This is a genomic window from Rhodococcus pyridinivorans, assembly GCF_900105195.1.
GTDB lineage: Bacteria > Actinomycetota > Actinomycetes > Mycobacteriales > Mycobacteriaceae > Rhodococcus > Rhodococcus pyridinivorans.
On the sequence record NZ_FNRX01000002.1, the window covers coordinates 1769412 to 1791436 of the forward strand.

General features: G+C 68.7%; 24 protein-coding genes. 15 read left to right on the forward strand and 9 right to left on the reverse strand.

From position 1 onward, the window contains the following. Positions 1 to 80: 80 nt before the first annotated feature. Positions 81 to 974 (forward strand): LysR family transcriptional regulator, encoded by an 894-nt coding sequence (locus BLV31_RS08790; protein ID WP_019291245.1) that lies wholly within the window; start codon positions 81 to 83, stop codon positions 972 to 974. A gap of 23 nt (positions 975 to 997) precedes the next feature. Here the strand turns inward: BLV31_RS08790 and BLV31_RS08795 are convergent, their stop codons facing one another. Then, entirely contained in the window at positions 998 to 1861 is an 864-nt protein-coding gene (locus BLV31_RS08795; protein WP_064060476.1) for an EamA family transporter, read from the reverse strand. A 94-nt stretch (positions 1862 to 1955) separates the two neighbouring features. Here BLV31_RS08795 and BLV31_RS08800 point away from each other — a divergent pair, with 94 nt between their 5' ends. From BLV31_RS08800 to BLV31_RS08810, 3 genes are all read left to right on the forward strand, one after another. Further along, the gene (locus tag BLV31_RS08800; protein WP_064060456.1) at positions 1956 to 2750 is read left to right on the forward strand and encodes a TIGR03084 family metal-binding protein; all 795 of its coding nucleotides are present in this window, start codon (positions 1956 to 1958) and stop codon (positions 2748 to 2750) included. 88 nt (positions 2751 to 2838) lie between these two features. Beyond that, the gene (locus BLV31_RS08805; protein WP_037218035.1) at positions 2839 to 3987 is read left to right on the forward strand and encodes an acyl-CoA dehydrogenase family protein; all 1149 of its coding nucleotides are present in this window, start codon (positions 2839 to 2841) and stop codon (positions 3985 to 3987) included. A gap of 67 nt (positions 3988 to 4054) precedes the next feature. Then, positions 4055 to 5215, forward strand: coding sequence for an acyl-CoA dehydrogenase family protein (locus BLV31_RS08810; protein WP_006552263.1), 1161 nt, complete (start codon positions 4055 to 4057; stop codon positions 5213 to 5215). Here the strand turns inward: BLV31_RS08810 and BLV31_RS08815 are convergent. Beyond that, positions 5212 to 5871, reverse strand: coding sequence for a TetR/AcrR family transcriptional regulator (locus BLV31_RS08815; RefSeq protein WP_064060457.1), 660 nt, complete (start codon positions 5869 to 5871; stop codon positions 5212 to 5214). The genes BLV31_RS08810 and BLV31_RS08815 overlap by 4 nt on opposite strands. 162 nt (positions 5872 to 6033) lie before the next feature. Between BLV31_RS08815 and BLV31_RS08820 the strand changes: the two genes are divergently transcribed. From BLV31_RS08820 to tuf, 7 genes are all read left to right on the forward strand, one after another. Continuing rightward, positions 6034 to 6663 (forward strand): TetR/AcrR family transcriptional regulator, encoded by a 630-nt coding sequence (locus BLV31_RS08820; RefSeq protein WP_064060458.1) that lies wholly within the window; start codon positions 6034 to 6036, stop codon positions 6661 to 6663. 10 nt (positions 6664 to 6673) lie between these two features. Then, on the forward strand, positions 6674 to 7225 hold the full coding sequence (locus BLV31_RS08825) for a DUF3558 domain-containing protein (protein WP_064060459.1): 552 nt from the start codon (positions 6674 to 6676) through the stop codon (positions 7223 to 7225). Next, positions 7222 to 7755 carry a DUF3558 domain-containing protein gene (locus BLV31_RS08830; protein WP_064060460.1) on the forward strand — a complete coding sequence of 178 codons (534 nt, stop codon included), beginning with the start codon at positions 7222 to 7224 and terminating at the stop codon, positions 7753 to 7755. The genes BLV31_RS08825 and BLV31_RS08830 overlap by 4 nt, the downstream gene beginning before the upstream one ends. A 324-nt stretch (positions 7756 to 8079) precedes the next feature. Then, on the forward strand, positions 8080 to 8454 hold the full coding sequence (gene rpsL, locus BLV31_RS08835) for a 30S ribosomal protein S12 (protein ID WP_006552258.1): 375 nt from the start codon (positions 8080 to 8082) through the stop codon (positions 8452 to 8454). Beyond that, positions 8454 to 8924 carry a 30S ribosomal protein S7 gene (gene rpsG / locus BLV31_RS08840; RefSeq protein ID WP_006552257.1) on the forward strand — a complete coding sequence of 157 codons (471 nt, stop codon included), beginning with the start codon at positions 8454 to 8456 and terminating at the stop codon, positions 8922 to 8924. Before rpsL ends, rpsG begins: the two co-directional genes overlap by 1 nt. 146 nt (positions 8925 to 9070) lie before the next feature. Next, positions 9071 to 11173, forward strand: a complete 2103-nt coding sequence (gene fusA, locus BLV31_RS08845) for an elongation factor G (RefSeq protein ID WP_024101663.1) — start codon at positions 9071 to 9073, stop codon at positions 11171 to 11173. 92 nt (positions 11174 to 11265) lie between these two features. After that, positions 11266 to 12456, forward strand: a complete 1191-nt coding sequence (gene tuf / locus BLV31_RS08850) for an elongation factor Tu (RefSeq protein WP_064060461.1) — start codon at positions 11266 to 11268, stop codon at positions 12454 to 12456. Between the two features lie 127 nt (positions 12457 to 12583). Here tuf and BLV31_RS08855 read toward each other — a convergent pair whose 3' ends face one another. Continuing rightward, positions 12584 to 13747 carry a serine hydrolase domain-containing protein gene (locus BLV31_RS08855; protein WP_064060462.1) on the reverse strand — a complete coding sequence of 388 codons (1164 nt, stop codon included), beginning with the start codon at positions 13745 to 13747 and terminating at the stop codon, positions 12584 to 12586. 123 nt (positions 13748 to 13870) lie between these two features. Next, positions 13871 to 14449, reverse strand: coding sequence for a TetR/AcrR family transcriptional regulator (locus tag BLV31_RS08860; protein WP_024101661.1), 579 nt, complete (start codon positions 14447 to 14449; stop codon positions 13871 to 13873). A gap of 99 nt (positions 14450 to 14548) precedes the next feature. Between BLV31_RS08860 and BLV31_RS08865 the strand changes: the two genes are divergently transcribed. Further along, positions 14549 to 15724, forward strand: a complete 1176-nt coding sequence (locus tag BLV31_RS08865; RefSeq protein ID WP_064060463.1) for an oxygenase MpaB family protein — start codon at positions 14549 to 14551, stop codon at positions 15722 to 15724. A 42-nt stretch (positions 15725 to 15766) separates the two neighbouring features. On the opposite strand, the gene BLV31_RS08870 is transcribed toward BLV31_RS08865, so the two are convergent. Genes BLV31_RS08870 through BLV31_RS08890 form a run of 5 tightly spaced genes read right to left on the reverse strand, consistent with a single transcriptional unit; the run spans position 15767 to position 18287 of the window. After that, positions 15767 to 16330, reverse strand: a complete 564-nt coding sequence (locus BLV31_RS08870) for a hypothetical protein (protein ID WP_006552251.1) — start codon at positions 16328 to 16330, stop codon at positions 15767 to 15769. Next, positions 16327 to 17334 carry a DUF6286 domain-containing Asp23/Gls24 family envelope stress response protein gene (locus tag BLV31_RS08875; protein ID WP_006552249.1) on the reverse strand — a complete coding sequence of 336 codons (1008 nt, stop codon included), beginning with the start codon at positions 17332 to 17334 and terminating at the stop codon, positions 16327 to 16329. Before BLV31_RS08875 ends, BLV31_RS08870 begins: the two co-directional genes overlap by 4 nt. Continuing rightward, complete coding sequence (locus BLV31_RS08880) at positions 17327 to 17521, reverse strand: hypothetical protein (protein WP_006552248.1); 195 nt, start codon at positions 17519 to 17521, stop codon at positions 17327 to 17329. Before BLV31_RS08880 ends, BLV31_RS08875 begins: the two co-directional genes overlap by 8 nt. After that, positions 17518 to 17829: a hypothetical protein gene (locus tag BLV31_RS08885; protein WP_006552247.1), complete on the reverse strand. Its 312-nt coding sequence runs from the start codon at positions 17827 to 17829 to the stop codon at positions 17518 to 17520. The genes BLV31_RS08880 and BLV31_RS08885 overlap by 4 nt, the downstream gene beginning before the upstream one ends. After that, positions 17826 to 18287: an Asp23/Gls24 family envelope stress response protein gene (locus BLV31_RS08890; protein ID WP_006552246.1), complete on the reverse strand. Its 462-nt coding sequence runs from the start codon at positions 18285 to 18287 to the stop codon at positions 17826 to 17828. The genes BLV31_RS08885 and BLV31_RS08890 overlap by 4 nt, the downstream gene beginning before the upstream one ends. Before the next feature lie 214 nt (positions 18288 to 18501). Here BLV31_RS08890 and BLV31_RS08895 point away from each other — a divergent pair, with 214 nt between their 5' ends. The 3 genes from BLV31_RS08895 to BLV31_RS08905 all read left to right on the forward strand — a co-directional run bounded on the left by BLV31_RS08895 (position 18502) and on the right by BLV31_RS08905 (position 22021). Then, a complete protein-coding gene (locus BLV31_RS08895) occupies positions 18502 to 19737 on the forward strand; it encodes an NAD(P)/FAD-dependent oxidoreductase (RefSeq protein WP_064060464.1) in 1236 nt (411 codons plus the stop codon). A 67-nt stretch (positions 19738 to 19804) separates the two neighbouring features. Continuing rightward, entirely contained in the window at positions 19805 to 20608 is an 804-nt protein-coding gene (locus BLV31_RS08900) for a glutamate racemase (protein WP_064060465.1), read from the forward strand. A gap of 162 nt (positions 20609 to 20770) precedes the next feature. Then, positions 20771 to 22021 (forward strand): MFS transporter, encoded by a 1251-nt coding sequence (locus BLV31_RS08905; RefSeq protein ID WP_024101657.1) that lies wholly within the window; start codon positions 20771 to 20773, stop codon positions 22019 to 22021. Positions 22022 to 22025 lie beyond the last annotated feature (4 nt).

Consider the following 22025-nt stretch of genomic DNA (forward strand, 5'->3'; position numbering starts at 1 on the left):
CGGTGTCCGCACCAGCCGTCGATCGGACATGAGCTCATATCGAATGGATATGAGTGGCGAGTGCGGCATATCGTTCGTGCATGACCAGCTGGCCGGATCTCGTCGCTCTGGAACTGCTCGTCGGGGTCGACGACCGGGGCGGGCTCGGCGCCGCGGCCCGCGCGGCCGGTCTCGCCCAACCCAACGCGACCCGCATGCTGCGCCGACTCGAACGGCAACTCGGCGCGGTCCTCGTGCGGCGGGGCCGCACGGGTTCGGTGCTCACCCCGGAGGGCACGGTGGTCGCGCACTGGGCGCGGGAGGTCCTGGCCGACGCGGAACGCCTCCTCGACGCCGCTGCAGCACTGCGCGTCGAACAGCAACCCGAACTGGTGGTCGCGGCGTCGATGACGGTCGCCGAACACCTCATCCCGCGGTGGCTCGGCGCCTTCCGCACGCTCCGCGACGACGTCCAGATCCAGTTGCAGGTCCACAACTCGATGCGGGTGTGTGACGTCGTCGCCGAGGGCGGATGCGACGTCGGGTTCGTCGAGGGGCCGACGGTTCCGGAGGGACTGCACAGTGTCGCGGTGGCACGCGACCGCCTGGTCGTGGTCGTCCCGCCGCAGCATCCGTGGGCACGGCGGCGGCGCCCGCTCACCGTGGCCGAATTCGCGGCGACACCACTGGTCGTCCGCGAGGAGGGGTCCGGTACCCGCCGCACCCTCGACCTCGCGTTGCAGGAGTACGACCGGGCCGCACCGCTGCTCGAACTCGGGAGCGGAGCCGCGGTCCGCACGAGTGTGCTCGGGGGCACGGGCCCGGCGGTGCTGAGCACCCTGGCGGTGGAGGAGTATCTGGACTCCGGCCGGCTCGTCGCGGTCGCGGTGGACGGACTCGACCTGCAGCGTGTGCTCCGCGCGGTCTGGAGGCCGCCGCGGGTGTTGTCCGGTCCGGCGGGGGAGTTGGTCCGACTGATCACCCGTACCCGCTGACCTGGCTTACATCCGGCGCCGGGTCACGCGCGCGAGTGCTGCAACGCACCAGCCCCCGCGACCACCACGAGTGCGATACCCGCGAGGGCGAGAGGTTCGACGACCTGCCTCAGCACCAGAGCGCCGGCGAGCGCTGCGGCGGCGGGTTCGAGCGCGATGAGGATCGCGAACACCTTCTTCGGCAGGTCGCGCAGGGCACGGATCTCGAGGGTGTACGGGATCGCCGACGACAGCAGCGCCACGGCGAGTCCTGCGAGGACGAGGCCGGGCCGGAGGAGCTCGGTGCCGGCCGTCGCCGCGCCGAACGGCAGGACGACGACGGCCGCGATCGTCGTCGCCCCGGCCAGCCCCGCCGATCCGGGCAGGGTCGTCGCCACACGTGAGCCCGCCACGATGTACCAGGCCCACCCCGATGCGGCGACCAGCGCGAAGGCGACTCCGAGCGGATCGGGACCGGTGGACAGCCCGGCACCGTCGCCGACGCCGAGCAGGACCACCCCGCCCAGCGCGAGCACCACCCACAGGGCGTCGCGCATACGTCGGGACAGGATCGCGGCCAGCCCGAGAGGGCCGAGGAACTCGATGGTGACGGTCGCGGCGAGCGGCAGTCGCGTCAACGCTCCGTAGAACGCCGTGTTCATCAGCGCGAGACTCGCGCCCAGTGTCACCACCGCCCGCCACTGTTCCGGTGTCCACGTCCACGGCCGGGGCCGGGTGAACGCGCAGAGGATCACGGCGGCGAACAGCAGGCGCAGGGTCACCGTGCCGAGAGCACCAGCCCGGTCGAACAGGGTCGCGGCGAAGGCCGCCCCGAACTGCATCGACAGCACCGCGGTGAGGACCGCGACGACAGGGCCGACGGTGTGCGTGCGGGAATCGTCGGCCATCTCGTCAGTCTGTCCGACGAGCACGAACGACGCCTGCCGCAAAAAACAATCACACGTGCTTGATTTTGGGGCTGTGGCGTGTGACGCTTGCCGCATGTCCGATCTGTACATCGTGCTCGACGATCTCCGCGCGGAGGGCGACGATCTCGACGCTCTCGTCGCGACCCTGCCCGACGGGAGTTGGGCACTGCCCACCCCGGCGGAGGGCTGGACCATCGCTCACCAGATCGGTCACCTGTTGTGGACCGACCGGGCGGCGCTCACCGCCGTGCGCGACCCGGACGCCTTCGTGAAGATGGTCGAAGCGGCATTCGGCGACCCGCTGGGATTCGTCGACGTCGGTGCCGAGGAACAGGCGGGGCGGCCGCCCGCGGAGTTGCTCGCCGACTGGCGCGACACCCGCCGCGAACTCGCCGACGCGCTCGCCGAACTCCCGCGGGGTACGAAGATCCTGTGGTTCGGACCGCCGATGTCGCCGGCGTCGATGGCGACCGCGCGGCTCATGGAGACCTGGGCGCACGGGGGTGACGTCGCCGACGCCCTCGGTGTCACCCGCACGCCCACCGCGCGCCTGAAGAACGTCGCGCACCTGGGGGTGCGGACGCGCGACTTCGCGTACGTCATCCGCGACCGGAAGCCCCCGGCCGAGCCGTTCCGCGTCGTGCTTACCGCCCCCGACGGGGACAGCTGGGAATGGGGTCCGGAGGACGCCGCGCAGTCGGTCACCGGCCCGGCCCTGGACTTCTGCCTGCTCGTCACCCAGCGCATCCACCGCGACGACACCGCCCTCGTCGCCGACGGCCCGGACGCGGAGGAATGGCTCGGCCTCGCGCAGGCCTTCGCCGGTGCCCCCGGCGCCGGGCGCGAGCCCGGCTCGTCCGCCACCTGAGACCGCCCGCCCCACAGTCGAGACACCTCCGGCCGAGACATCTTCGACCGAAACACCATCCTCGACCGAAAACACCATCGGAGACATCGTGAGCATGTGGACCACCCCCGAGCGTCTCGCCCTCCGCGAGACCGTCACCGGTTTCGTGAAGCGTGAGATCCTGCCCCACCTCGACGACTGGGAGCGCGCCGGCGAACTGCCCCGCGAACTGCACGTCGAGGCCGCGAAGATCGGCCTGCTCGGCGCCGGATTCCCCGAGGAGGTCGGCGGTTCCGGTGGCGACGGCGCCGACACGCTCACCGTGTGCGAGGCGTTCCACGAGGCGGGGGCCTCGGGCGGCGCGTTCGCATCACTGTTCACGTGCGGCATCGCCCTGCCGCACCTCATCGCGGCCGGCGATCCCGATCAGATCGACAAGTGGGTACGGCCCACTCTCGCAGGCGAACTCGTCGGGTCCCTCGCGATCACCGAACCGGGCGGCGGATCGGACGTCGGTCATCTGACCACCACCGCGGTGCGCGACGGCGACCACTACGTCGTCAACGGCGCGAAGACCTACATCACCTCGGGATGCCGCGCCGACTTCGTGGTCACCGCCGTCCGCACCGGAGGTCCCGGCGCCGGGGGAGTCTCGTTGCTCGTGATCGAGAAGGGCACAACGGGTTTCACCGTCTCCCGCAAGCTCGACAAGATGGGATGGCGCGCGTCGGACACCGCCGAGTTGTCCTTCGCCGACGTCCGCGTACCGGTCACCAACCTCGTCGGCGCGGAGAACACCGGATTCTGGCAGATCGCACAGGGTTTCGTCTCCGAGCGGATCGCCCTCGCCGCCCAGGCCTATTCGGGTGCGCAGCGGTGCCTGGACCTGACCGTCGCGTGGTGCCGCGACCGCGAGACCTTCGGCCGGCCGCTGATCACCCGCCAGGCCGTGCAGCGCACCCTGTCCGAGATGGCGCGTCGCGTCGACGTCGCGCGCGTCTACACGCGGCACGTCACCGAGCGCGCCGTGGCGGGAGAGACCGACCTGATCGCCGAGGTGTGTTTCGCGAAGAACACCGCGGTCGAGGCCGGCGAATGGGTCGCCGACCAGGCGGTTCAGTTGTTCGGCGGCCTCGGGTACATGGCCGAATCGGAGGTCGAACGGCAGTACCGCGACATGCGCATCCTCGGCATCGGTGGTGGCACCACAGAGATCCTCACCGAACTCGCCGCCAAGCGGCTGGGTTACGGCGCCTGACCCACCTGTTCCCTCATGCGACCGTCCACGGCCGCGCGTCCTCTCACCCGACCCGGAAGGCATCCCCGTGAGCATCATCGAGACCGAAGAACAGAAGGAACTACGCGCTGCGGTGGCGGCTCTGGCCGAGCGCTACAACTACGTCGACTACGTACTTCCCAAGTCGCGCGCGCACGAGCCGCTCACCGAATTGTGGGCGGAGGCGGCCAAGCTCGGCTTCCTCGGTGTGAACCTTCCGGAGCAGTACGGAGGCGGCGGCGCCGGCATCTACGAACTCGCGCTGGTGCAGGAGGAGCTCTCCGCGAAGGGCGCCGGGCTGCTGCTCGTCGTGGTTTCACCGGCGATCTGCGGCACCATCATCTCCAAGTACGGCACCGACGCTCAGAAGCAGGAATGGCTGCCCGGCCTCGCCGACGGCTCTTGCATCATGGCCTTCGGCATCACCGAGGCCGACGCCGGATCCAACTCGCACAACATCACCACGATCGCGCGCCGCGACGGTGACGACTGGATCCTCTCCGGCAGCAAGGTCTACATCTCCGGTGTCGACCAGGCCGACGCCGTGCTCGTCGTCTCCCGCACCGAGGACGCGAAGACCGGCAAGCTCCGTCCGGCCCTGTTCATCGTGCCGACCGATGCCCCGGGCTTCACGAAGACGCCCATGGAGATGGACATCCTCGAGCCGGACTACCAGTTCTCCCTGTTCTTCGACGACGTCCGACTTCCCGCCGACGCACTCGTCGGTGAGCCGGAGGCCGCGCTCATGCAGCTGTTCGCCGGACTGAACCCCGAACGGATCATGGGCGCGGCGATGGCAGTGGGTATGGGCCGGTACGCCCTCGACGCCGCGGTGCGCTACGCCAACGAGCGGACCGTCTGGAAGCAGCCCATCGGTGCGCACCAGGGCATCGCGCACCCGCTGGCGCAGCGCCGGATCGAGCTCGAACTCGCCAAGCTCATGATGCAGAAGGCCGCCGTCCTCTACGACAGCGGCGACGACTTCGGGGCCGCCGAGGCCGCGAACATGGCCAAGTACGCCGCGGGTGAGGCTGCGATCGCCTCGCTGGACCAGGCGATCCAGACCCACGGCGGTGCCGGCCTCACTCGGGAGTACGGCCTCGCGGCGATGCTCGGCGCCGCGCGCATCGCACGCGTGGCGCCGGTCAGCCGGGAGATGATCCTCAACTTCGTGGCCCAGCACTCGCTGGGCCTGCCGAAGTCGTACTAGGCCGACGCTTCCGAGTCGGATGCTTCCGGGTTCGAGGTTTCGGGGTTCGACACCTCGAACCCGGAGGTTCCGTTGTTCGGCGGGAAGGAATCCGGCGGGAAGAGACCGGTCGCCTCCTCCGCTGGGAGCAGCGTCCCCAGCAGATAGGCGAGGGACCACCGCAACGAGCTCACGTCCTGCAGCGGCACGGTCTGCTGGTAGCCCACGAGCGTGTACAGGGCCAGCCGCGCGAACCGCTCGGCCTGGTCCCTCGAACCGAGGTACTGGGCCACCGCTTCGGCCACCACCGCGTACCGCAGGTCGTCGACCTCGCTCTGCACCTCGTGGACGCCGGAGTCGCTGTGCGACCAACCGCGGATGGCGGACTCGGCGGAGTGGGGGAGGCTGCACGCGAATTCGACGAGCAACCGGAGCCGCCGGGTCATCGAACCCTCGAGGCGCGCCGCGGCGGCGAGCTGGAGCGTCTGGCTCTCGAGCCAGTGCTGGAGGAATTCGGTCTTGAACTGCGCCCAGCTCTCGAAATAGTTGTAGAACGAGCCGGTCGTCACCTCGAGGTGACTGCACAACCGTGCCTGCTTGAGTCCGGCATGGTCGTTGGTGGCCAGGATGGCCAGCGCGGCGTCGAAGTAGTCCTCGCGCCTGACGGTGGTCGCCACGTGGTGCTCCCCTTTCCCCCCGACCTGTTATACGAGTGTACGGATGATGACCTTTGCGTACGGTCTCGGGGTCGCACGAATACCCGTTCGGCGGAAGATCAGTCGTGACGGAACGGTCGTGACCACGGGGTCGTGACAGGACAGGCAGGAACAGGAGTCCCGATGGCGCGAGAACCGAAGCAGGACCGCAGCCGCGCCACGCGGCGGCGACTGCTCGAGGCGACGATCGACTGCCTCGTCGAATCCGGTTGGGCCGCAACCACGGTGAGTGTGGTCGCCGAGCGGGCAGGAGTGTCGCGCGGGGCCGCCCAGCATCACTTCCCGACCCGGGAGGATCTCATCACCGCATCGCTCGAGTTCATGTTCGACAGTCGCATCGAGCGGGTCCGCACCGAACCGTTCGACGTGCCCGAGGGCGTCGGCCGCACGGAGGCGGTGGTCGAGCGCATCGTCGACCAATGCACCGGCAACATGTTCAAGGCCGCCCTGCAGGTGTGGACGGCCGCGGCGGCCGATCCGGCTCTGCGCGAGATGCTCCTGCCGCTCGAGGAGAAGTTCGGCCGTGTCTCGCACGCGGTGGCCGTCGAGCAGCTCGGTGCCGACGACACCGACCCGGTCGTGCACCGGACGGTGCAGGCGACCCTGGATCTCGCGCGCGGCCTCGGCCTGGCCGACGTGCTGACGGACGACTCGGCCCGCCGGCGGGAGATCGTCCGGCACTGGGCCGCGCAGCTCGACGAGGTGCTCCGGGAGTCCTCGGGTCGTCGCACACAGGCGGGCCCGGCTCGGTAGTCTTCCCGCCATGCCTCTCCCGCGCATCGGAAGGACGGCGGCTGCCGTGGCGACGGCCGGTCTCGTGGGTCTCGGTGCGGCGGCGTGCGGGAACTCCGACGACGCCGGACAGGTCGAGACCTCGCCGACCGCGTCCGTCACCGACCCCGGCCCGCTGTTCGACGAGTGCGGCGCGATGTCCGACGACGAGGTGGCGGCGGCTTTCGGTCTCGGCAGTTTCACGACGGTGACGCGCAACTCGGTGGGCTGCGAGTGGGAGATCTACGTCGGCGGCCCCAGTGTGAGCTTCTCGTGGTACCGGGGAAGTCCCATCGGTCGCGAACGCGCCGGCTCCGATCTCATCGGCCGGCCCGCCGCCGACGTCGAGATCGGGGGACGGTCCGGCTTCATGGGGTCCTATCAGAACGACCTGGGGCAGACGACGCTGTGCGAGATCGGCGTGGAGTTCGGCGGCGACTTCGTCCACTGGTCGGTCTCGTACTCGAACCTCACGCCCGTCGCCGACGCCTGCGTCGTCGCTCGCGGCCTGGCCACCACGAGTGTGGAAAGGGTGCAGAAGTGAACGCCCGCCGCTGGTGCGCCGCATTCGCGACCGTCCTCACGACGGGTGCTCTGCTCACCGGATGTACCCGCACCATCGAGGGGCGGGCCGTCCCGGAGGGGATCGGCGGCGGCACGGGCGCCGAGTTCACCCGGCTGCTCACCGAGTGCGATGCCGTCGCCGACGAGAAGATCGCCGAGGCCGTGGGCGCGGACTACGTCTATCGCGGATTCTTCGGTGCGATCTGCCGCTGGGACGGTGAGGGACCCACGGGAGTAGTGAAGGTCACCTTCAACTGGTTCGAGACCGGTTCCCTCGACCACGAACGCGCCGCCGCCGAGGGGCTCGGTTACGAGATCGAGAACACGACCATCGAGGGCCGGCGGGCACTGCAGATGCGCCGACCCGGCGATCCGCTGTCGTGCGGGGTCAGTTCCGGGGCGTCGACGACCGGCATCTTCGGCTGGTGGGTGCAGTACACCTCCGGGGGAGCGGACCCGTGTGAAGCTGCTGCTACGTTGGCCCGGCTCACACTGAACCTCAGCAGTTGACGGTGTGTGCGGATCCTCGGGAGGGTGCGCGCTTCTCACTTTGACCTCATGCGCGCACGCCGGGTATCGTTGTGGGTCGTGTCCGGCATGCCCGGGCCGGTCTGTGTGCCTATGCGAGGTAGTGCCGTGCGCGCGGTCTGTGGATATCTGCAGGAGCGAGCCCCCGGCTGCCTGTGTGGGGGTACGCGACACACCCGACCTCGTGTGCACACGAGGGGCGAGTGCGGGGCAGCAGCTTTCTTGCCCCAACCGATGGATCCCTAATTTCAGAACAGCCGAGGTTGCTCGAAGTGAGCAGCTTCAGACAACGAAGAAAGCCGGTTAATGCCAACCATCAATCAGCTGGTCCGCAAGGGCCGCCGCGACAAGGCCGCCAAGGTCAAGAGCGCGGCGCTCAAGGGCAGCCCCCAGCGTCGCGGTGTGTGCACTCGCGTGTACACCACCACCCCGAAGAAGCCGAACTCGGCTCTCCGTAAGGTCGCCCGTGTGCGCCTGACCTCCCAGGTCGAGGTCACCGCCTACATCCCCGGTGAGGGCCACAACCTCCAGGAGCACTCGATGGTGCTCGTGCGTGGCGGTCGTGTGAAGGACCTCCCGGGTGTGCGCTACAAGATCATCCGCGGCTCGCTCGACACCCAGGGTGTCAAGAACCGCAAGCAGGCCCGCAGCCGCTACGGAGCGAAGAAGGAGAAGGGCTGATGCCACGTAAGGGTCCCGCTCCCAAGCGTCCGCTGATCGCCGATCCGGTCTACGGTTCGCCGCTGGTCACCCAGCTGGTCAACAAGATCCTGCTGGACGGCAAGAAGTCCACCGCCGAGCGCATCGTGTACCAGGCGCTCGAGCAGGCTCGCGAGAAGACCGGTACCGATCCGGTCGTCACCCTCAAGCGCGCGCTCGACAACGTCAAGCCCGCCCTCGAGGTCCGCAGCCGTCGCGTCGGTGGTGCCACCTACCAGGTGCCGGTCGAGGTTCGCCCCGGTCGTTCCACCACGCTCGCGCTGCGCTGGCTGGTGACGTTCTCGCGTCAGCGTCGCGAGAAGACCATGGTCGAGCGGCTCGCCAACGAGCTCCTCGACGCGAGCAACGGCCTCGGCGCCTCCGTGAAGCGCCGCGAGGACACGCACAAGATGGCTGAAGCCAACAAGGCGTTCGCGCACTACCGCTGGTGAGTCGTCGCCGACCGGGAGATGCCGTCATCACGGACCTCCCGGTCGGCTGCTCGCACAACTGTGTCGGTCCCGTAAAGGCCGGCTGACAACACAAGAACATGTGGTCCGCACCCAAGGACCGACACGAGCTACGAGCGGGGTTACCTGTGGCACAGGAAGTGCTGACCGACCTGAACAAGGTCCGCAACATCGGCATCATGGCGCACATCGATGCCGGCAAGACCACCACCACCGAGCGCATCCTCTTCTACACCGGTGTCAACTACAAGATCGGTGAGACGCACGACGGTGCCTCGACCACCGACTGGATGGAGCAGGAGAAGGAGCGTGGTATCACCATCACCTCCGCTGCTGTGACCTGCTTCTGGAACAAGAACCAGATCAACATCATCGACACTCCCGGCCACGTCGACTTCACGGTCGAGGTCGAGCGGTCGCTGCGCGTCCTCGACGGCGCAGTCGCCGTGTTCGACGGCAAGGAGGGCGTCGAGCCCCAGTCCGAGCAGGTCTGGCGGCAGGCGGCCAAGTACGACGTGCCGCGCATCTGCTTCGTCAACAAGATGGACAAGATGGGCGCGGACTTCTACTTCACCGTGCAGACGATCATCGATCGCCTGGGCGCGAAGCCGCTGGTCCTCCAGCTCCCCATCGGTGCCGAGGATGCCTTCGACGGCGTCGTCGACCTCGTCGAGATGAAGGCGCTCACCTGGCGTGGCACCACCGACATCGGCACCGAGGCCACGGTCGAGGAGATCCCGGCCGACCTCGCCGACAAGGCTGCCGAGTACCGCGAGAAGCTGCTCGAGACGGTCGCCGAGTCCGACGAAGAGCTCATGGAGAAGTACTTCGGCGGCGAGGAACTCACCGTCGCCGAGATCAAGGCGGCCATCCGCAAGATGACCGTCAACTCCGAGCTCTACCCGGTGCTGTGCGGCTCCGCCTTCAAGAACAAGGGCATCCAGCCCATGCTCGACGCGGTCATCGACTACCTGCCGAACCCGCTCGACATCGGCGACGTCATCGGCCATCAGGTCGGGAACGAAGAAGAGGAGCTGCGTCGTAAGCCCTCGAAGGAGGAGCCCTTCTCGGCTCTCGCCTTCAAGATCGCTGCGCACCCCTTCTTCGGCAAGCTGACCTTCGTCCGCGTGTACTCCGGCCGGATCGACTCGGGCACCCAGGTGCTCAACTCGACCAAGGGCAAGAAGGAGCGCGTCGGCAAGCTGTTCCAGATGCACGCCAACAAGGAGAACCCGGTCGACGAGGCGGTCGCTGGCCACATCTACGCGATGATCGGCCTGAAGGACACCACGACCGGCGACACCCTGTGCGCGCAGGACGCCCCGATCGTCCTCGAGTCGATGACCTTCCCGGACCCGGTCATCCAGGTCTCCATCGAGCCGAAGTCGAAGGCCGACCAGGAGAAGCTGTCGACGGCCATCCAGAAGCTCGCCGAAGAGGACCCGACCTTCTCGGTCGAGCTCGACGACGAGACCGGCCAGACCGTCATCGGCGGTATGGGCGAGCTCCACCTCGATATCCTCGTCGACCGCATGAAGCGCGAGTTCAAGGTCGAGGCCAACGTCGGCAAGCCGCAGGTCGCGTACCGCGAGACGATCACCAAGCCGGTCGAGAAGCTCGAGTTCACGCACAAGAAGCAGACCGGTGGCTCGGGCCAGTTCGCAAAGGTCATCATCGGCCTCTCGCCGTTCGTCGGCGAGGACGGCGCGACCTACGAGTTCGAGAACAAGGTCACCGGCGGTCGCATCCCGCGCGAGTACATCCCGTCGGTCGACGCGGGTGCCCAGGACGCCATGCAGTACGGCGTGCTCGCCGGCTACCCGCTGGTGAACCTGAAGGTCACCCTCATCGACGGTGCGTACCACGACGTCGACTCGTCCGAAATGGCGTTCAAGATCGCCGGTTCGCAGGCACTGAAGGAAGCGGCCCGCAAGGCCGCCCCGGTGATCCTCGAGCCCCTCATGGCGGTCGAGGTCACCACGCCCGAGGACTACATGGGTGAAGTGATCGGCGACCTGAACTCCCGCCGTGGCCAGATCCAGGCCATGGAGGAACGCAGTGGTGCCCGTGTCGTGAAGGCGCTGGTTCCGCTCTCGGAGATGTTCGGTTACATCGGCGATCTGCGGTCGAAGACCCAGGGTCGTGCGAACTTCTCCATGGTGTTCGATTCCTACGCAGAGGTTCCCTCGAACGTCGCGAAGGAAATCATCGCCAAGGCGACCGGCGAGTAGCCTCCGGGTTATCCCTCGGTCACCTGCACGACCAAGTAATACAAACCGCACTGCTGCATACAGCAAGCAACAACAGTCCAGGAGGACATCCAGTGGCGAAGGCGAAGTTCGAGCGGACCAAGCCGCACGTGAACATCGGCACCATCGGTCACGTCGACCACGGCAAGACCACCACCACGGCTGCGATCACCAAGGTGCTTGCCGACAAGTTCCCCGACCTGAACGAGAGCTTCGCTTTCGATCAGATCGACAAGGCACCTGAGGAGAAGGCTCGTGGTATCACGATCAACATCTCCCACGTCGAGTACCAGACCGACAAGCGCCACTACGCGCACGTCGACGCCCCGGGTCACGCGGACTACATCAAGAACATGATCACCGGTGCCGCCCAGATGGACGGCGCGATCCTGGTCGTGGCGGCCACCGACGGCCCGATGCCCCAGACGCGTGAGCACGTGCTGCTCGCTCGCCAGGTCGGCGTTCCCTACATCCTCGTCGCCCTGAACAAGGCCGACATGGTCGACGACGAGGAAATCCTCGAGCTCGTCGAGATGGAGGTGCGCGAGCTCCTCGCTTCGCAGGAGTTCGACGAGAACGCTCCGGTCGTCCCGATCTCCGCTCTCAAGGCTCTCGAGGGTGACGAGAAGTGGGTCCAGTCGATCGTCGACCTCATGCAGGCCGTCGACGACTCCATCCCGGACCCGGTCCGTGAGACCGACAAGCCGTTCCTCATGCCCGTCGAGGACGTCTTCACCATCACGGGTCGTGGCACTGTCGTCACCGGCCGTATCGAGCGTGGCGTGATCAACGTCAACGAAGAGGTCGAGATCGTCGGCATCCGCCCCGATTCGACCAAGACCACGGTCACCGGCATCGAGATGTTCCGCAAGCTGCTCGACCAGGGCCAGGCCGGCGACAACGTCGGTCTCCTCGTCCGCGGCATCAAGCGCGAGGACGTCGAGCGTGGCCAGGTTGTCGTCAAGCCGGGCACCACGACTCCCCACACGGAGTTCGAGGGCCAGGCCTACATCCTCAACAAGGAGGAGGGCGGCCGCCACACGCCGTTCTTCAACAACTACCGCCCGCAGTTCTACTTCCGTACCACGGACGTGACGGGCGTTGTGACCCTCCCCGAGGGCACCGAGATGGTCATGCCCGGTGACAACACCGAGATGTCCGTCAAGCTGATCCAGCCGGTCGCCATGGACGAGGGCCTCCGCTTCGCGATCCGCGAGGGTGGCCGCACCGTCGGCGCCGGTCGCGTCACGAAGATCATCAAGTAGGCACCGCCTACGGGATCATCAAGTAGGCACCGCCTACGGGATCATCAAGTGAGCTAGTCCTCACTGACGCTCGAACGGCGTCCACCCTCCGGGTGGGCGCCGTTCGGCGTTTCTGGATCACAAGCGATCAGCCGACGATCTCCTTCAGCTGGTTTGCCACGGGGGTCACCGGTTCCTCCCCGTCGGCCGTCGGGATGTCGCTGTTCACGGCGGCGACGACCACGGCCCGGCGCTCGGGCAGATATCCCACGTAGGTGTTGAAACCGGGGAGTTCGCCCGTGTGGCCGAGCCAGCCGTTCTCGATACCGAGCCCGAGGCCGTAGGCGCGCGTGTCGGTCGCACCGGGGACGTCGAACAGGAACGAGTCGAGACGGAGCTGCTGCATCTCGGGGGAGAGGATGCCCTCGCCCGTCCCGAGGGCCGTGCCCCACAGTTCGAGGTCGTCGACGGTGGAGATCACCGCGCCGGCCGACCATCCCCACGACGGGTTCCAACCGGTCGCATCGGCCGTCTGCCCGTCCGGCTGTCCCTGTTCGGTGATCCCGTACAGGTGCGGTGACGCGATGGCCGCGTCGGTGGGCATGACGGTGTCGGCCATGCCCAGGGGCTCGAAGATGTTCGCCCGGAAGTACTCGTGCAGGCTCTGCCCGGAAACCTGCTCGACGACCAGCCCGAGCGCGATCGTGTTGGTGTTGGAGTACTCGAACCGCTCCCCGGGAGCGAAGTTCGGTGCGTCACCGCGTACGTAGTCGAGGAGTTCGTCCGGGGTCCACGGTGCCTCCGGATCGTCGAAGAGTTGCTGCTGGAATTCCTCGTCGAAGGTGTAGCTGGGGATGCCGCTCACCATCGAGGCCAGCTGACCCAGGGTGGCGACGTCGCCGTTCGGCAGGCCCGGCACATAGCCGCCGATCGGATCCTCCAGCGACAGGCGGTCGTCCTCCGCCAGTTGCAGTAGAGCGGTGATCGTCATCGTCTTCGTGATGCTGCCGATGCGGGTGTGGTCGTCCGGGCCGGGTTCCTCCGATCGATCCGCACCGATCGTGCCGGACGAACCGGTCCACTCGTATTCCGGGGTGACCACGCGCGCAACGACTCCCGGAAAGCCGACTTCCTCGCGGACGCGGTCGAGCACGTCCTGGAATTCGTCGGCGGGCGCCGCGCCGGTAGCGGTCGCATCGGTCGCGGTCGCTTCGGACGTTGCGGCGAGCGGTGATTCGCTCGAGGTGTCGTTGCCGCAGGCGGCCGCGACGGTGAGGATCACGGCGGACAACACGATCGGTAGTCGACGCACAGCACTCTCCTCGGTCGAGACGACGGTGTGAGAACGGCAGTGATCAGTATGTGCCGTTCGGCAGGACGTCGGGTCTGTTTTTCGAACCCGGAGATGAGCGCGTCGTACACGATGCGCCGTGCGTCAGGCGCTCTCGATCGCGGCGAGGAGCATCCGCGCCGTCACCGCGATCATCCGGGTCCGATCGGATCTCCGGGGCCGCAAGAGGGCGATCCGTGAACACAGGCTCGCCGTCGCTCCCATCACGATGAACACGAGATCGTCGAGTGCTGCGTCGTCGAGATCGGGTCGCAGCCGCGCCGGGATGATGCGTCCGAGCGGCCGCAGCGGACCTTCGACCTCGGCCCACGCGAGTCCGAACTCGATCTCCTCGGAGGTGTACGACACCCGGAGCACCGCGGCGTGTTTCTCGAACGCGGCGGTGAGGCTTTCCACGACCGTCGCCATGGCGTCCTCCGGCTGCTGGTCCATCGCCCGCCCGATGGCGGTGGACAGCGAGGTGGTGATCGCGTGGACGGCGGTCATGCGGAGTTCGTCGAGCACGGCGTCGACGTCGGGGAAGTATCGGTAGACCGTTCCGATGCTCACGTGGGCGTGCTCGGCGAGTGCCGTGGTGCTGATCCGCGCGGTGGGGCTGCGCTCGAGCAACTCGTACGCAGAGGTGAGGAGCAACTTGCGGGTGTCGTGACTTCGCTGCTGCACAGGACGCTTTCGAGGGATTCTGCCTGCGGTTCTGTTGCCGCGCGGGGAGCTCATGAAAAGTGAATAGTAAGTGAGGATTCCTCGTGTTTCCATGGATGCATGGAGCGACACATCCCACGTGATCTCGTCAACGCCGACCTTGCGGTGCGCCGATACGCAGATCTCGGCGAGCGCTGGCTCGACGGCATGTGGCAGGCCGACCCGCCGGCCGACGCCGTGGTGAACGACGACTTCGGTCCGAACTCCGCGACGGCTGCCGTGCGCGTCGCACTCACCCACGGTGTCGAGGCGGTCCCCGACGCACCCGAATCCCTGCGAGAGCTGTTCGCCTTCCTCGACGACGAACCCGCCTGGGTAGACCACGACCGCATCGACAACGCCGCCGACGCGCTCGTTCGGCACACGCCGATCCTCGGCATGGTGCTCGGTGCTGCCTCGCTGCTGCGCGGTGCCGGAAACTTCATCGCCGGAAAGCCTCTCGCACTGACGGGCCGCTATGTGAGTCAGCCGGCCGTGCGGTCGGTCGAGGTCGGGGAGTGGTTACGGCACGTCCTCACTCGCGGCGGAATGCGCCGCGACGGAGGCGGATTCGCGTTCACGGTGCGGGTGCGCCTGATCCACGCCCACGTGCGCAAGGGCATTCTCGCGAGCGGGGTGTGGGACGAGGACGCCTGGGGAGTGCCGATCCCGCAGTCGTACATGGCGCTCACGATGGCCGAGTTCGGGCACATCGCGGTCGAGGCGATGCAGATCCTCGGGGTGCGCTTCACCGATCGCGAACTCGACGACATCTACCACCTGTGGCGCTACGTCGGGCACGTGATCGGGATAGGCGAGGAACTGGGCCTGCGCACCGAACGCGATCACATCGCGGTCGAGGACCTGTACCGGCTCACCTCGCCCGGCCCCAGCGACGAGGACCGGGATTTCGTCACCGCGCTGACCGAGCAGTATCTCGTCCCGGAGCTGGCCAACCTGCTGCCGGGCACCGCACCGATCCGGACGACGGTCGCCCGCACGGTGATGCACTCGCTGCAGCGGGTGTTCATCGGCGACGCCGACGCCGACGCCCTGCACATCCCCGACAGCCCGCTCAAGCACGTCCTCGGACGCGTCGGGCCGCTGCTCGCGCTCGTCGACCGCGTCCAGGAATTCCGCTATCCGGACCTCGAACGCACCACACAGCGGGCGTACAAGGTGCGCGACGTGGCGATGGACCGGATGCGCGTGGACTACAGCGTCGAGCACGACCTCGTGGACGCGGCCCGAAGCTGAGCCGCCCCGGGCCGGATGGGTTCCGGCCCGGGGTGGGTGGGCTCAGTGGACGTCCACAGCCGGGTCGAGATGTACCAGGACCTGCGTCGCCACGTGCGCCCCGCCGAGAGCGCGCGCGACCCGCTGGGCGGCATCCTCCGCAGCTTCCGTCAGCTCGGTGACATCGATGGTCGGGTCGGCGTGCACCACCACCGAGAGCGTCGGCAGGTGGCGTTCGACGACCGCGCGTCCGCGCACGGCCCGCACGCCCGGCAGGGCGGCGAGTTCGGCTGCCACACCGTCGACGACGGGACCGAGTTCGACACCGAGGGTGGCGTCGGTGACCTGGTCGTAGAGCTGCACGGTCGACGTGCGCCGGCGCGACAGGTTGACAGCGAGCAACGCGATGCCGAGCACGAGTCCGCCCGCGAAGACCGACCACAGGGCCGGTGTCCACCACGACTGGTCCGGGACGTCGGTCACGCGGGGACGGTCGAGACGCGAGAGTTGCTCTCGAGCTAGGGGAACCTGCCACACCCACGCCAGGGCGAATGCGCCGGCACCGGCGAGGGCGAGGCCCGCCAGGAAGGTGACGAGCCGATTCGCCAGCACGGTACGGAGTTTCACCGCGCCACCTCCACCACGAGTTCGACGGGGTCGGCGAGCGCCGCGAGGTTCGGGGCGACCGCGCCGCGCACGGACGCGGTGATCTCGTCGACCGGTGTCTCGTCCTCGATCGAGATGCGCACCACGGCACGGCGACGGTCGACGACCGTGCGGGCCGTGCGCACGCCGGTGAGCGCGGACGCGTGAGCGCTGCACATGCGTGCGACGTCCGTGCGCCGCATCCACACCGTGGGCACCGGCCCCGCGACCTGCAGCGGCACATGCGTCCGGCGGCGGGGTTTGAGGGCGACGACGATCAGGACGATCCCGAGGACGAGGCAGACGCCCGCGACGGGTGCGAGCCAGGTGTGCCAGTGCAGACGGCCGAACCACTCGAAGGAGTTGCGCAGCCACGGGGCACCGCCGTACGTCCCGTTGACGATGAGCAGTTCCCGGGCGGCGACGAACGACAGGGCGAGCGCCGCGATCGCCACGATCGCGGCGGCGGGTGCGGCCGCGGGCGGCGCCAGCGGTGGCAGGGGAGCGACGGTGGGGATGTCGGGATGCGGAGTGGTCCGCGCCGCGACGATGTCGGATTCCAGGTACTCGACGGGTGGCTGCGCCTCGTCGGTCTCGCCGTCCTCGACGAGCGCGGTCGCGACGATGAGCACGTTGAGTTCGCTGATCCGCATGCCCGTCAGGTCGTTCAGCTGGCGTTCGACCGCGTCGTGGACCCGGCGGGTGAGCATCGCCGCGTCGTACGGCCATTCGGCGGCGATGTAGAGATTCACCGCGACGGCCTTCGCGCCGGTGGTGACGTCGGCCCGGGGCAGGTCGCGGCCGGTGAGACGCAGGATCCCACCTCCGCTGTGCCGCACCACACCGGGAACGCCGAGCGCGGCAGCCGCGGCGATGCGTTCGATCGCACGGTCCTTGACGACAAGGCTGCCGCGTTCGCCCGGGGGAACGACCCCGGTCCCGGTGTCGTCGGATGTCCCGACGTCGGACGCGGTGGGATCAGCCACGGCCCCGACTCCTCAACAGGGCGCCGAGGTCGAGGTGGCCGTCGCGATGGGCGCCGATCGCGGCACCGAGCGCGCCGAGCAGCACGGCGAACAGCAGACCGCTGAACCCGCCGATGATGCCGGCGAGGGCCAGGAGCAGCCCCGCGAGGAGTCCGACGACGGTGTTGCTGACGGGTGTGTGGTTCACGATGGGGCTCCTTCTCGTTCACCGGCGTGGACATCTTCGATGGTCACTTGGACGGGGACGTCCACCAGCGGGGACACCCGGACGCGGACGGCGTCGGCGACGGCCGGGAGATCGGCGGGGATCCGCACGACGATGTGCACCGCGCACAGCTGATCGGTCAGCCGCACACCTTCGACCCGTCGGCCGGGCAGATAGGTGGCGACCTCCCCGAATGCGCCGCGGTGCAGACCCACGACGCCGGGAACGGACAGCGCGGCGTCCGCCACCAGGTCGGCCGCATTCGCCTGCGCTGCTGATCCGGGGTTCACTGCACGCGGGGTTTGGCGTCGTCGGTGAGGGCCGCGGCCTCTTCGTGGAGCATCACGTCGAAGACCGTGATGTTGACCTCGGTGACCTCGAGTCCCGTCATGCGTTCGACCGCAGCGATGACGTTGTGCCGGATGGCGACGGCGAGTTCGTGCAGCGCGACGCCGTATTCGGCGACGATGCCGATGTCGATCGCGGCCTGACGTTCACCGACCTCGACGGCGACACCCTGTCCGTGGTTGATGCGCGCACCGGGGATGCGGTCGCGCAGTGCGCCCACGACGCGGGCGGTGCCGGCGCCCACCTCGATGACGCCGCTGATCTCGCGGGTCGCGAGCCCCGCGATCTTGGCCACCACCGCGTCCGCGATGATCGTGCGGCCCTGCGGGTCGGCGGATCCGGAGGAGGTTCCGGCGCCGAACTGTATGCGGCTGATACCTGCGCCGCTGTCGCTGGTCATGAGGGGCTCCCAGGTAGGTGTACCGGTCGTGTTCCGTGCTCGATCCTGTGCTGGATCCCATTGTCCTCACGGTGCCTCGAACTCTAACGGCCGACGTAGGTCTGTCACCCGTCGTCGCTGTTTGGTAAGAACGTGGGACGCGGAGTGGGATGCATCACTACCGCGCGGAACGCGCATGCGTGTCACAACAGACGAAGCGAAGGATGGGCCGAGGGTGTCGAACGAGCGGGAGACCGAGAGTACGCCGGAGCGCGTCGTGGTCGTGGGCGCCGGCCTGGCGGCGGTGCGTACCGCCGAAGAGCTGCGCCGGGCCGGATACGAGGGCGAACTCGTGCTCGTCGGCGACGAGACGCACCTGCCCTACGACCGCCCGCCCCTGTCGAAGGAGGTCCTGCGCGGCGACCGCGACGACACGACTCTTCGGCCGAGCGAGTTCTTCGGCGAGAACCGCATCGAGTTGATGCTCGGTGCCGCGGCTCGCTCGGTCGACACCGCGTCGCGCATCCTCACGCTCAGCGACGGCACCGAACTCGGCTACGACGAACTCGTCGTCGCCACGGGTCTGCGGCCCCGCCGCATCCCCGGTCTGCCGGATCTGGCGGGGGTCCACGTCCTGCGGTCGCTCGAGGACAGCCGCGCCCTGCGCGAGGCGATCGTTCCGGGTGCCCGCGCGCTCGTCGTCGGTGCCGGGTTCATCGGGTGCGAGGTCGCGGCGAGCCTGCGGGCGCGCGAGGTGGAGGTCGTGCTGGTCGAACCGCAGCCCACCCCGCTCGCATCGGTGCTCGGTGCCGAGGTCGGTGCTCTCGTCACCCGCCTGCACACCGCCGAGGGCGTCGACGTGCGTGCCGGCGTCGGATTGTCGGAGATCCGCGGCGACGGCCGTGTCACCTCCGCCGTCCTCGGCGACGGCCGTGTCACCTCCGCCGTCCTCGGCGACGGCAGCGAGATCGACGTCGACCTCGTCGTGCTGGGCATCGGTTCGATCCCGGCCACCGAGTGGCTCGAGGGATCGGGTGTCGAAGTCGAGAACGGTGTCGTGTGCGACGGCACGGGCCGCACCTCCACCCCGCACGTGTGGGCCGTCGGCGATGTCGCGTCCTGGCAAGTACCGGCCGGTGGGCGCAGGCGCATCGAGCACTGGACGAACGCCGGCGAGCAGGCATCCGTCCTGGCGAAGACCATCATGGGCGTCGAGGCCGGGGCCGCCGCACAGGTGCCCTACTTCTGGAGCGACCAGTACGACATCAAGATCCAGGGCCTCGGTGCGGTCACCGCCGACGACACGGTGCACGTCGTGCGCGACGACGGCCGCAAGTTCCTCGCGTACTACGAGCGCGACGGCAGGTTCGTCGGCGCTGTGGGCGGCGGCCTGCCCGCGCTGGTCATGAAGTCGCGCGCGAAGATCGCTGCGGGCGCCCCGATCGACGAGCTGCTCACGGCGGCGGTCTAGGGGAGTGAGCTGCGCGCCGGAACGACCGCCGTCGGGCCGGCCGTGCGCGACCCGCTAGATTCGTAGGGTGATCGTTGCGCTCATCGACTCGGGTCTCGGGCTGTTGCCGACGTCCGCGTGGCTGCGACGGTTGCGTCCCGATCTCGACCTCATGTTGTCGACGGATCCCGACGGCGCCCCGTGGGGCCCGAAGTCTCCGGACTGGGTGATCGACCGGGTCGTCACCACCGCCCGTCGCGCCGTCGCTCGGGGCGCCGAGGTGGTCGTGCTCCCATGCAACACCGCATCGGTGACCGCCCTCGAACACGTCCGGGCCGATCTCGGTCCGGCGGTGCCCGTGGTGGGCACGGTCCCCGCGGTCAAGCCCGCGGCCGCGGCGTGCGATTCGGTGGCGATCTGGGCCACCGCGGCGACCACCGCGAGCAGGTACCAGGCGAATCTGATCGACCAGTTCGCGAACGGGTCCGAGGTCGTCGGCGTGGCGTGTCACGGACTTGCCGACGCCATCGATGCGGGTGATCGGGGGGCCGTCGCCGCAGCGGTCGCCTCCGCGGCCGAGCGCACCCCTCGGGATGTCCAGGGTGTGGTTCTCGGTTGCACCCACTATCCGCTTGTCGCCGACACCATCATCGAACACCTGCCGGCCGGAGTGCGCCTGTTCGACAGCGCCGAGGCCGTCGCACGGCAGACGCTGCGCCGGATCGATGCGCTCGGGCGACCCGCCTCGGGTTCGGGCCGTGTCGAAGTCTTCCGCAGCGGTGTGCCCGGAGAGTTGCCGCTGGCAGCGACGGTCTTCGCTGCCGGTCGCGCCCTGCTCGCGGCGCCCGGCGACATGCGGGACGAGGACGTCGAGGACGCCACCTCCCTCTGAGTGTCCGAGCCGTCGGGTGGATGGCCGGAGGAATACTTCGTCGAGCGAAGTATGTTGCTGAAGGGGTGTTCACCAATTCGCGCGGAGGCGCTCGTTCGTTTCCGCGTGGGACACGCCGTTCGTCTCTCGCGTGGAACGCGCCGATCACCTTCTGGAGGTTCGATGACTGCTCCCGTCCAGCCCCGCGGCCGTATCCGCTCGTTCGGTTTCGCCGTGGTCGGCCTGGGAGCGTTCACCCTCACCGCGTCGTCGTCGGCACCGTCACCGCTGTATCCCGTCTACCAGCAGATGTGGGGGTTCTCCGCGGCGATGCTCACGGTGGTGTTCGCGGTCTACGTGCTCGCACTGCTCGCGGCGCTCGTGACGGTGGGGTCGCTGTCCGACCACGTCGGGCGCAGACCCGTGATCGTGACGGCCCTGCTGTTGCTCGCGGCGAGCATGGTGGTCTTCATCGCCTCCCCGGGGGTGGGGTGGCTGATCGTCGCGCGGATCCTGCAGGGTCTCGCGGTGGGCGCGGCGACGAGCGCGCTGGCGGCGGCCGTGATCGAGATGCAGCCGAACAGGCACATCGGTCCGCTGATCAACACCGCGGCGCCGTCGCTCGGCCTCGCGCTCGGCGCGGCGGGAGCCGGCGTACTCGTACAGTTCGCGCCGCTCCCCACGGTCCTGAGCTATGCGGTCGTCGGCGTTCTCGCCGTCGTGCTGGCGATCGCGCTGATCTTCGTGCCGGAGACCTCGCCGTCGGTGGGTTTCCCGTCGCGACGCGACGCCCTGCGGAGCCTGGTGCCGAGCGCGTCGGTGCCCCGTGAGGTCCGGGGCCGCTATCTGCTCATCCTGCCCAGTCTGATGTCGGCGTGGGCACTCGGCGGGCTGTACATGTCGCTGGGGCCCTCGATCGTCGACTCGGTGTTCGGTATCGACAACCGCCTCGCCGCGGGTCTGGCGATCGGCACGCTGTTCACGGCGGGCACGGTCGCGGCGACCACCACGGCCCGCCGCGACCCCCATCGCATCGTGATCCTCGGGGCCGTGTTGCTCGCGACGGGACTGGCCGCGGTGATCACCGCGCTCCTCACGGGATGGGTCGCGGCGTACTACGCGGGTACCGCGGTCGCCGGCTTCGGCTGGGGTTCGACCTTCGTCGCGGCCATGGGCGTGGTCGGCTCGCTCGGCCGACCCCACGAGCGCGGCCGGATATTCGCAACGACCTTCGTCGTCTGCTACTTCGCGTTCTCGGTGCCCGCGATGGCCGCCGGGGCGGCGGCCGGATCGTTCGGCCTGATGTCCACCGCCGTCGGCTACGGCGTGGTCGTCGCCGTGCTGGCGCTCGTGGCCGGGGTCGGCGTGCTCGTGCGAAAGCCGAAGCCCGACTCCGCCGGGATGCGGGAAGTGCCCGTCCCCGCCCGTTCGTAGGGGC

What these genes read in the sequence shown, in the direction of transcription:
- BLV31_RS08790 (WP_019291245.1), top strand. Translation starts at nt 81, where the DNA reads ATGACCAGCTGGCCGGATCTCGTCGCTCTGGAACTGCTCGTCGGGGTC.
- BLV31_RS08795 (WP_064060476.1), bottom strand. Translation starts at nt 1,861, where the DNA reads ATGGCCGACGATTCCCGCACGCACACCGTCGGCCCTGTCGTCGCGGTC.
- BLV31_RS08800 (WP_064060456.1), top strand. Translation starts at nt 1,956, where the DNA reads ATGTCCGATCTGTACATCGTGCTCGACGATCTCCGCGCGGAGGGCGAC.
- BLV31_RS08820 (WP_064060458.1), top strand. Translation starts at nt 6,034, where the DNA reads ATGGCGCGAGAACCGAAGCAGGACCGCAGCCGCGCCACGCGGCGGCGA.
- BLV31_RS08825 (WP_064060459.1), top strand. Translation starts at nt 6,674, where the DNA reads ATGCCTCTCCCGCGCATCGGAAGGACGGCGGCTGCCGTGGCGACGGCC.
- rpsL (WP_006552258.1), top strand. Translation starts at nt 8,080, where the DNA reads ATGCCAACCATCAATCAGCTGGTCCGCAAGGGCCGCCGCGACAAGGCC.
- rpsG (WP_006552257.1), top strand. Translation starts at nt 8,454, where the DNA reads ATGCCACGTAAGGGTCCCGCTCCCAAGCGTCCGCTGATCGCCGATCCG.
- BLV31_RS08865 (WP_064060463.1), top strand. Translation starts at nt 14,549, where the DNA reads ATGGAGCGACACATCCCACGTGATCTCGTCAACGCCGACCTTGCGGTG.
- BLV31_RS08890 (WP_006552246.1), bottom strand. Translation starts at nt 18,287, where the DNA reads ATGACCAGCGACAGCGGCGCAGGTATCAGCCGCATACAGTTCGGCGCC.
- BLV31_RS08905 (WP_024101657.1), top strand. Translation starts at nt 20,771, where the DNA reads ATGACTGCTCCCGTCCAGCCCCGCGGCCGTATCCGCTCGTTCGGTTTC.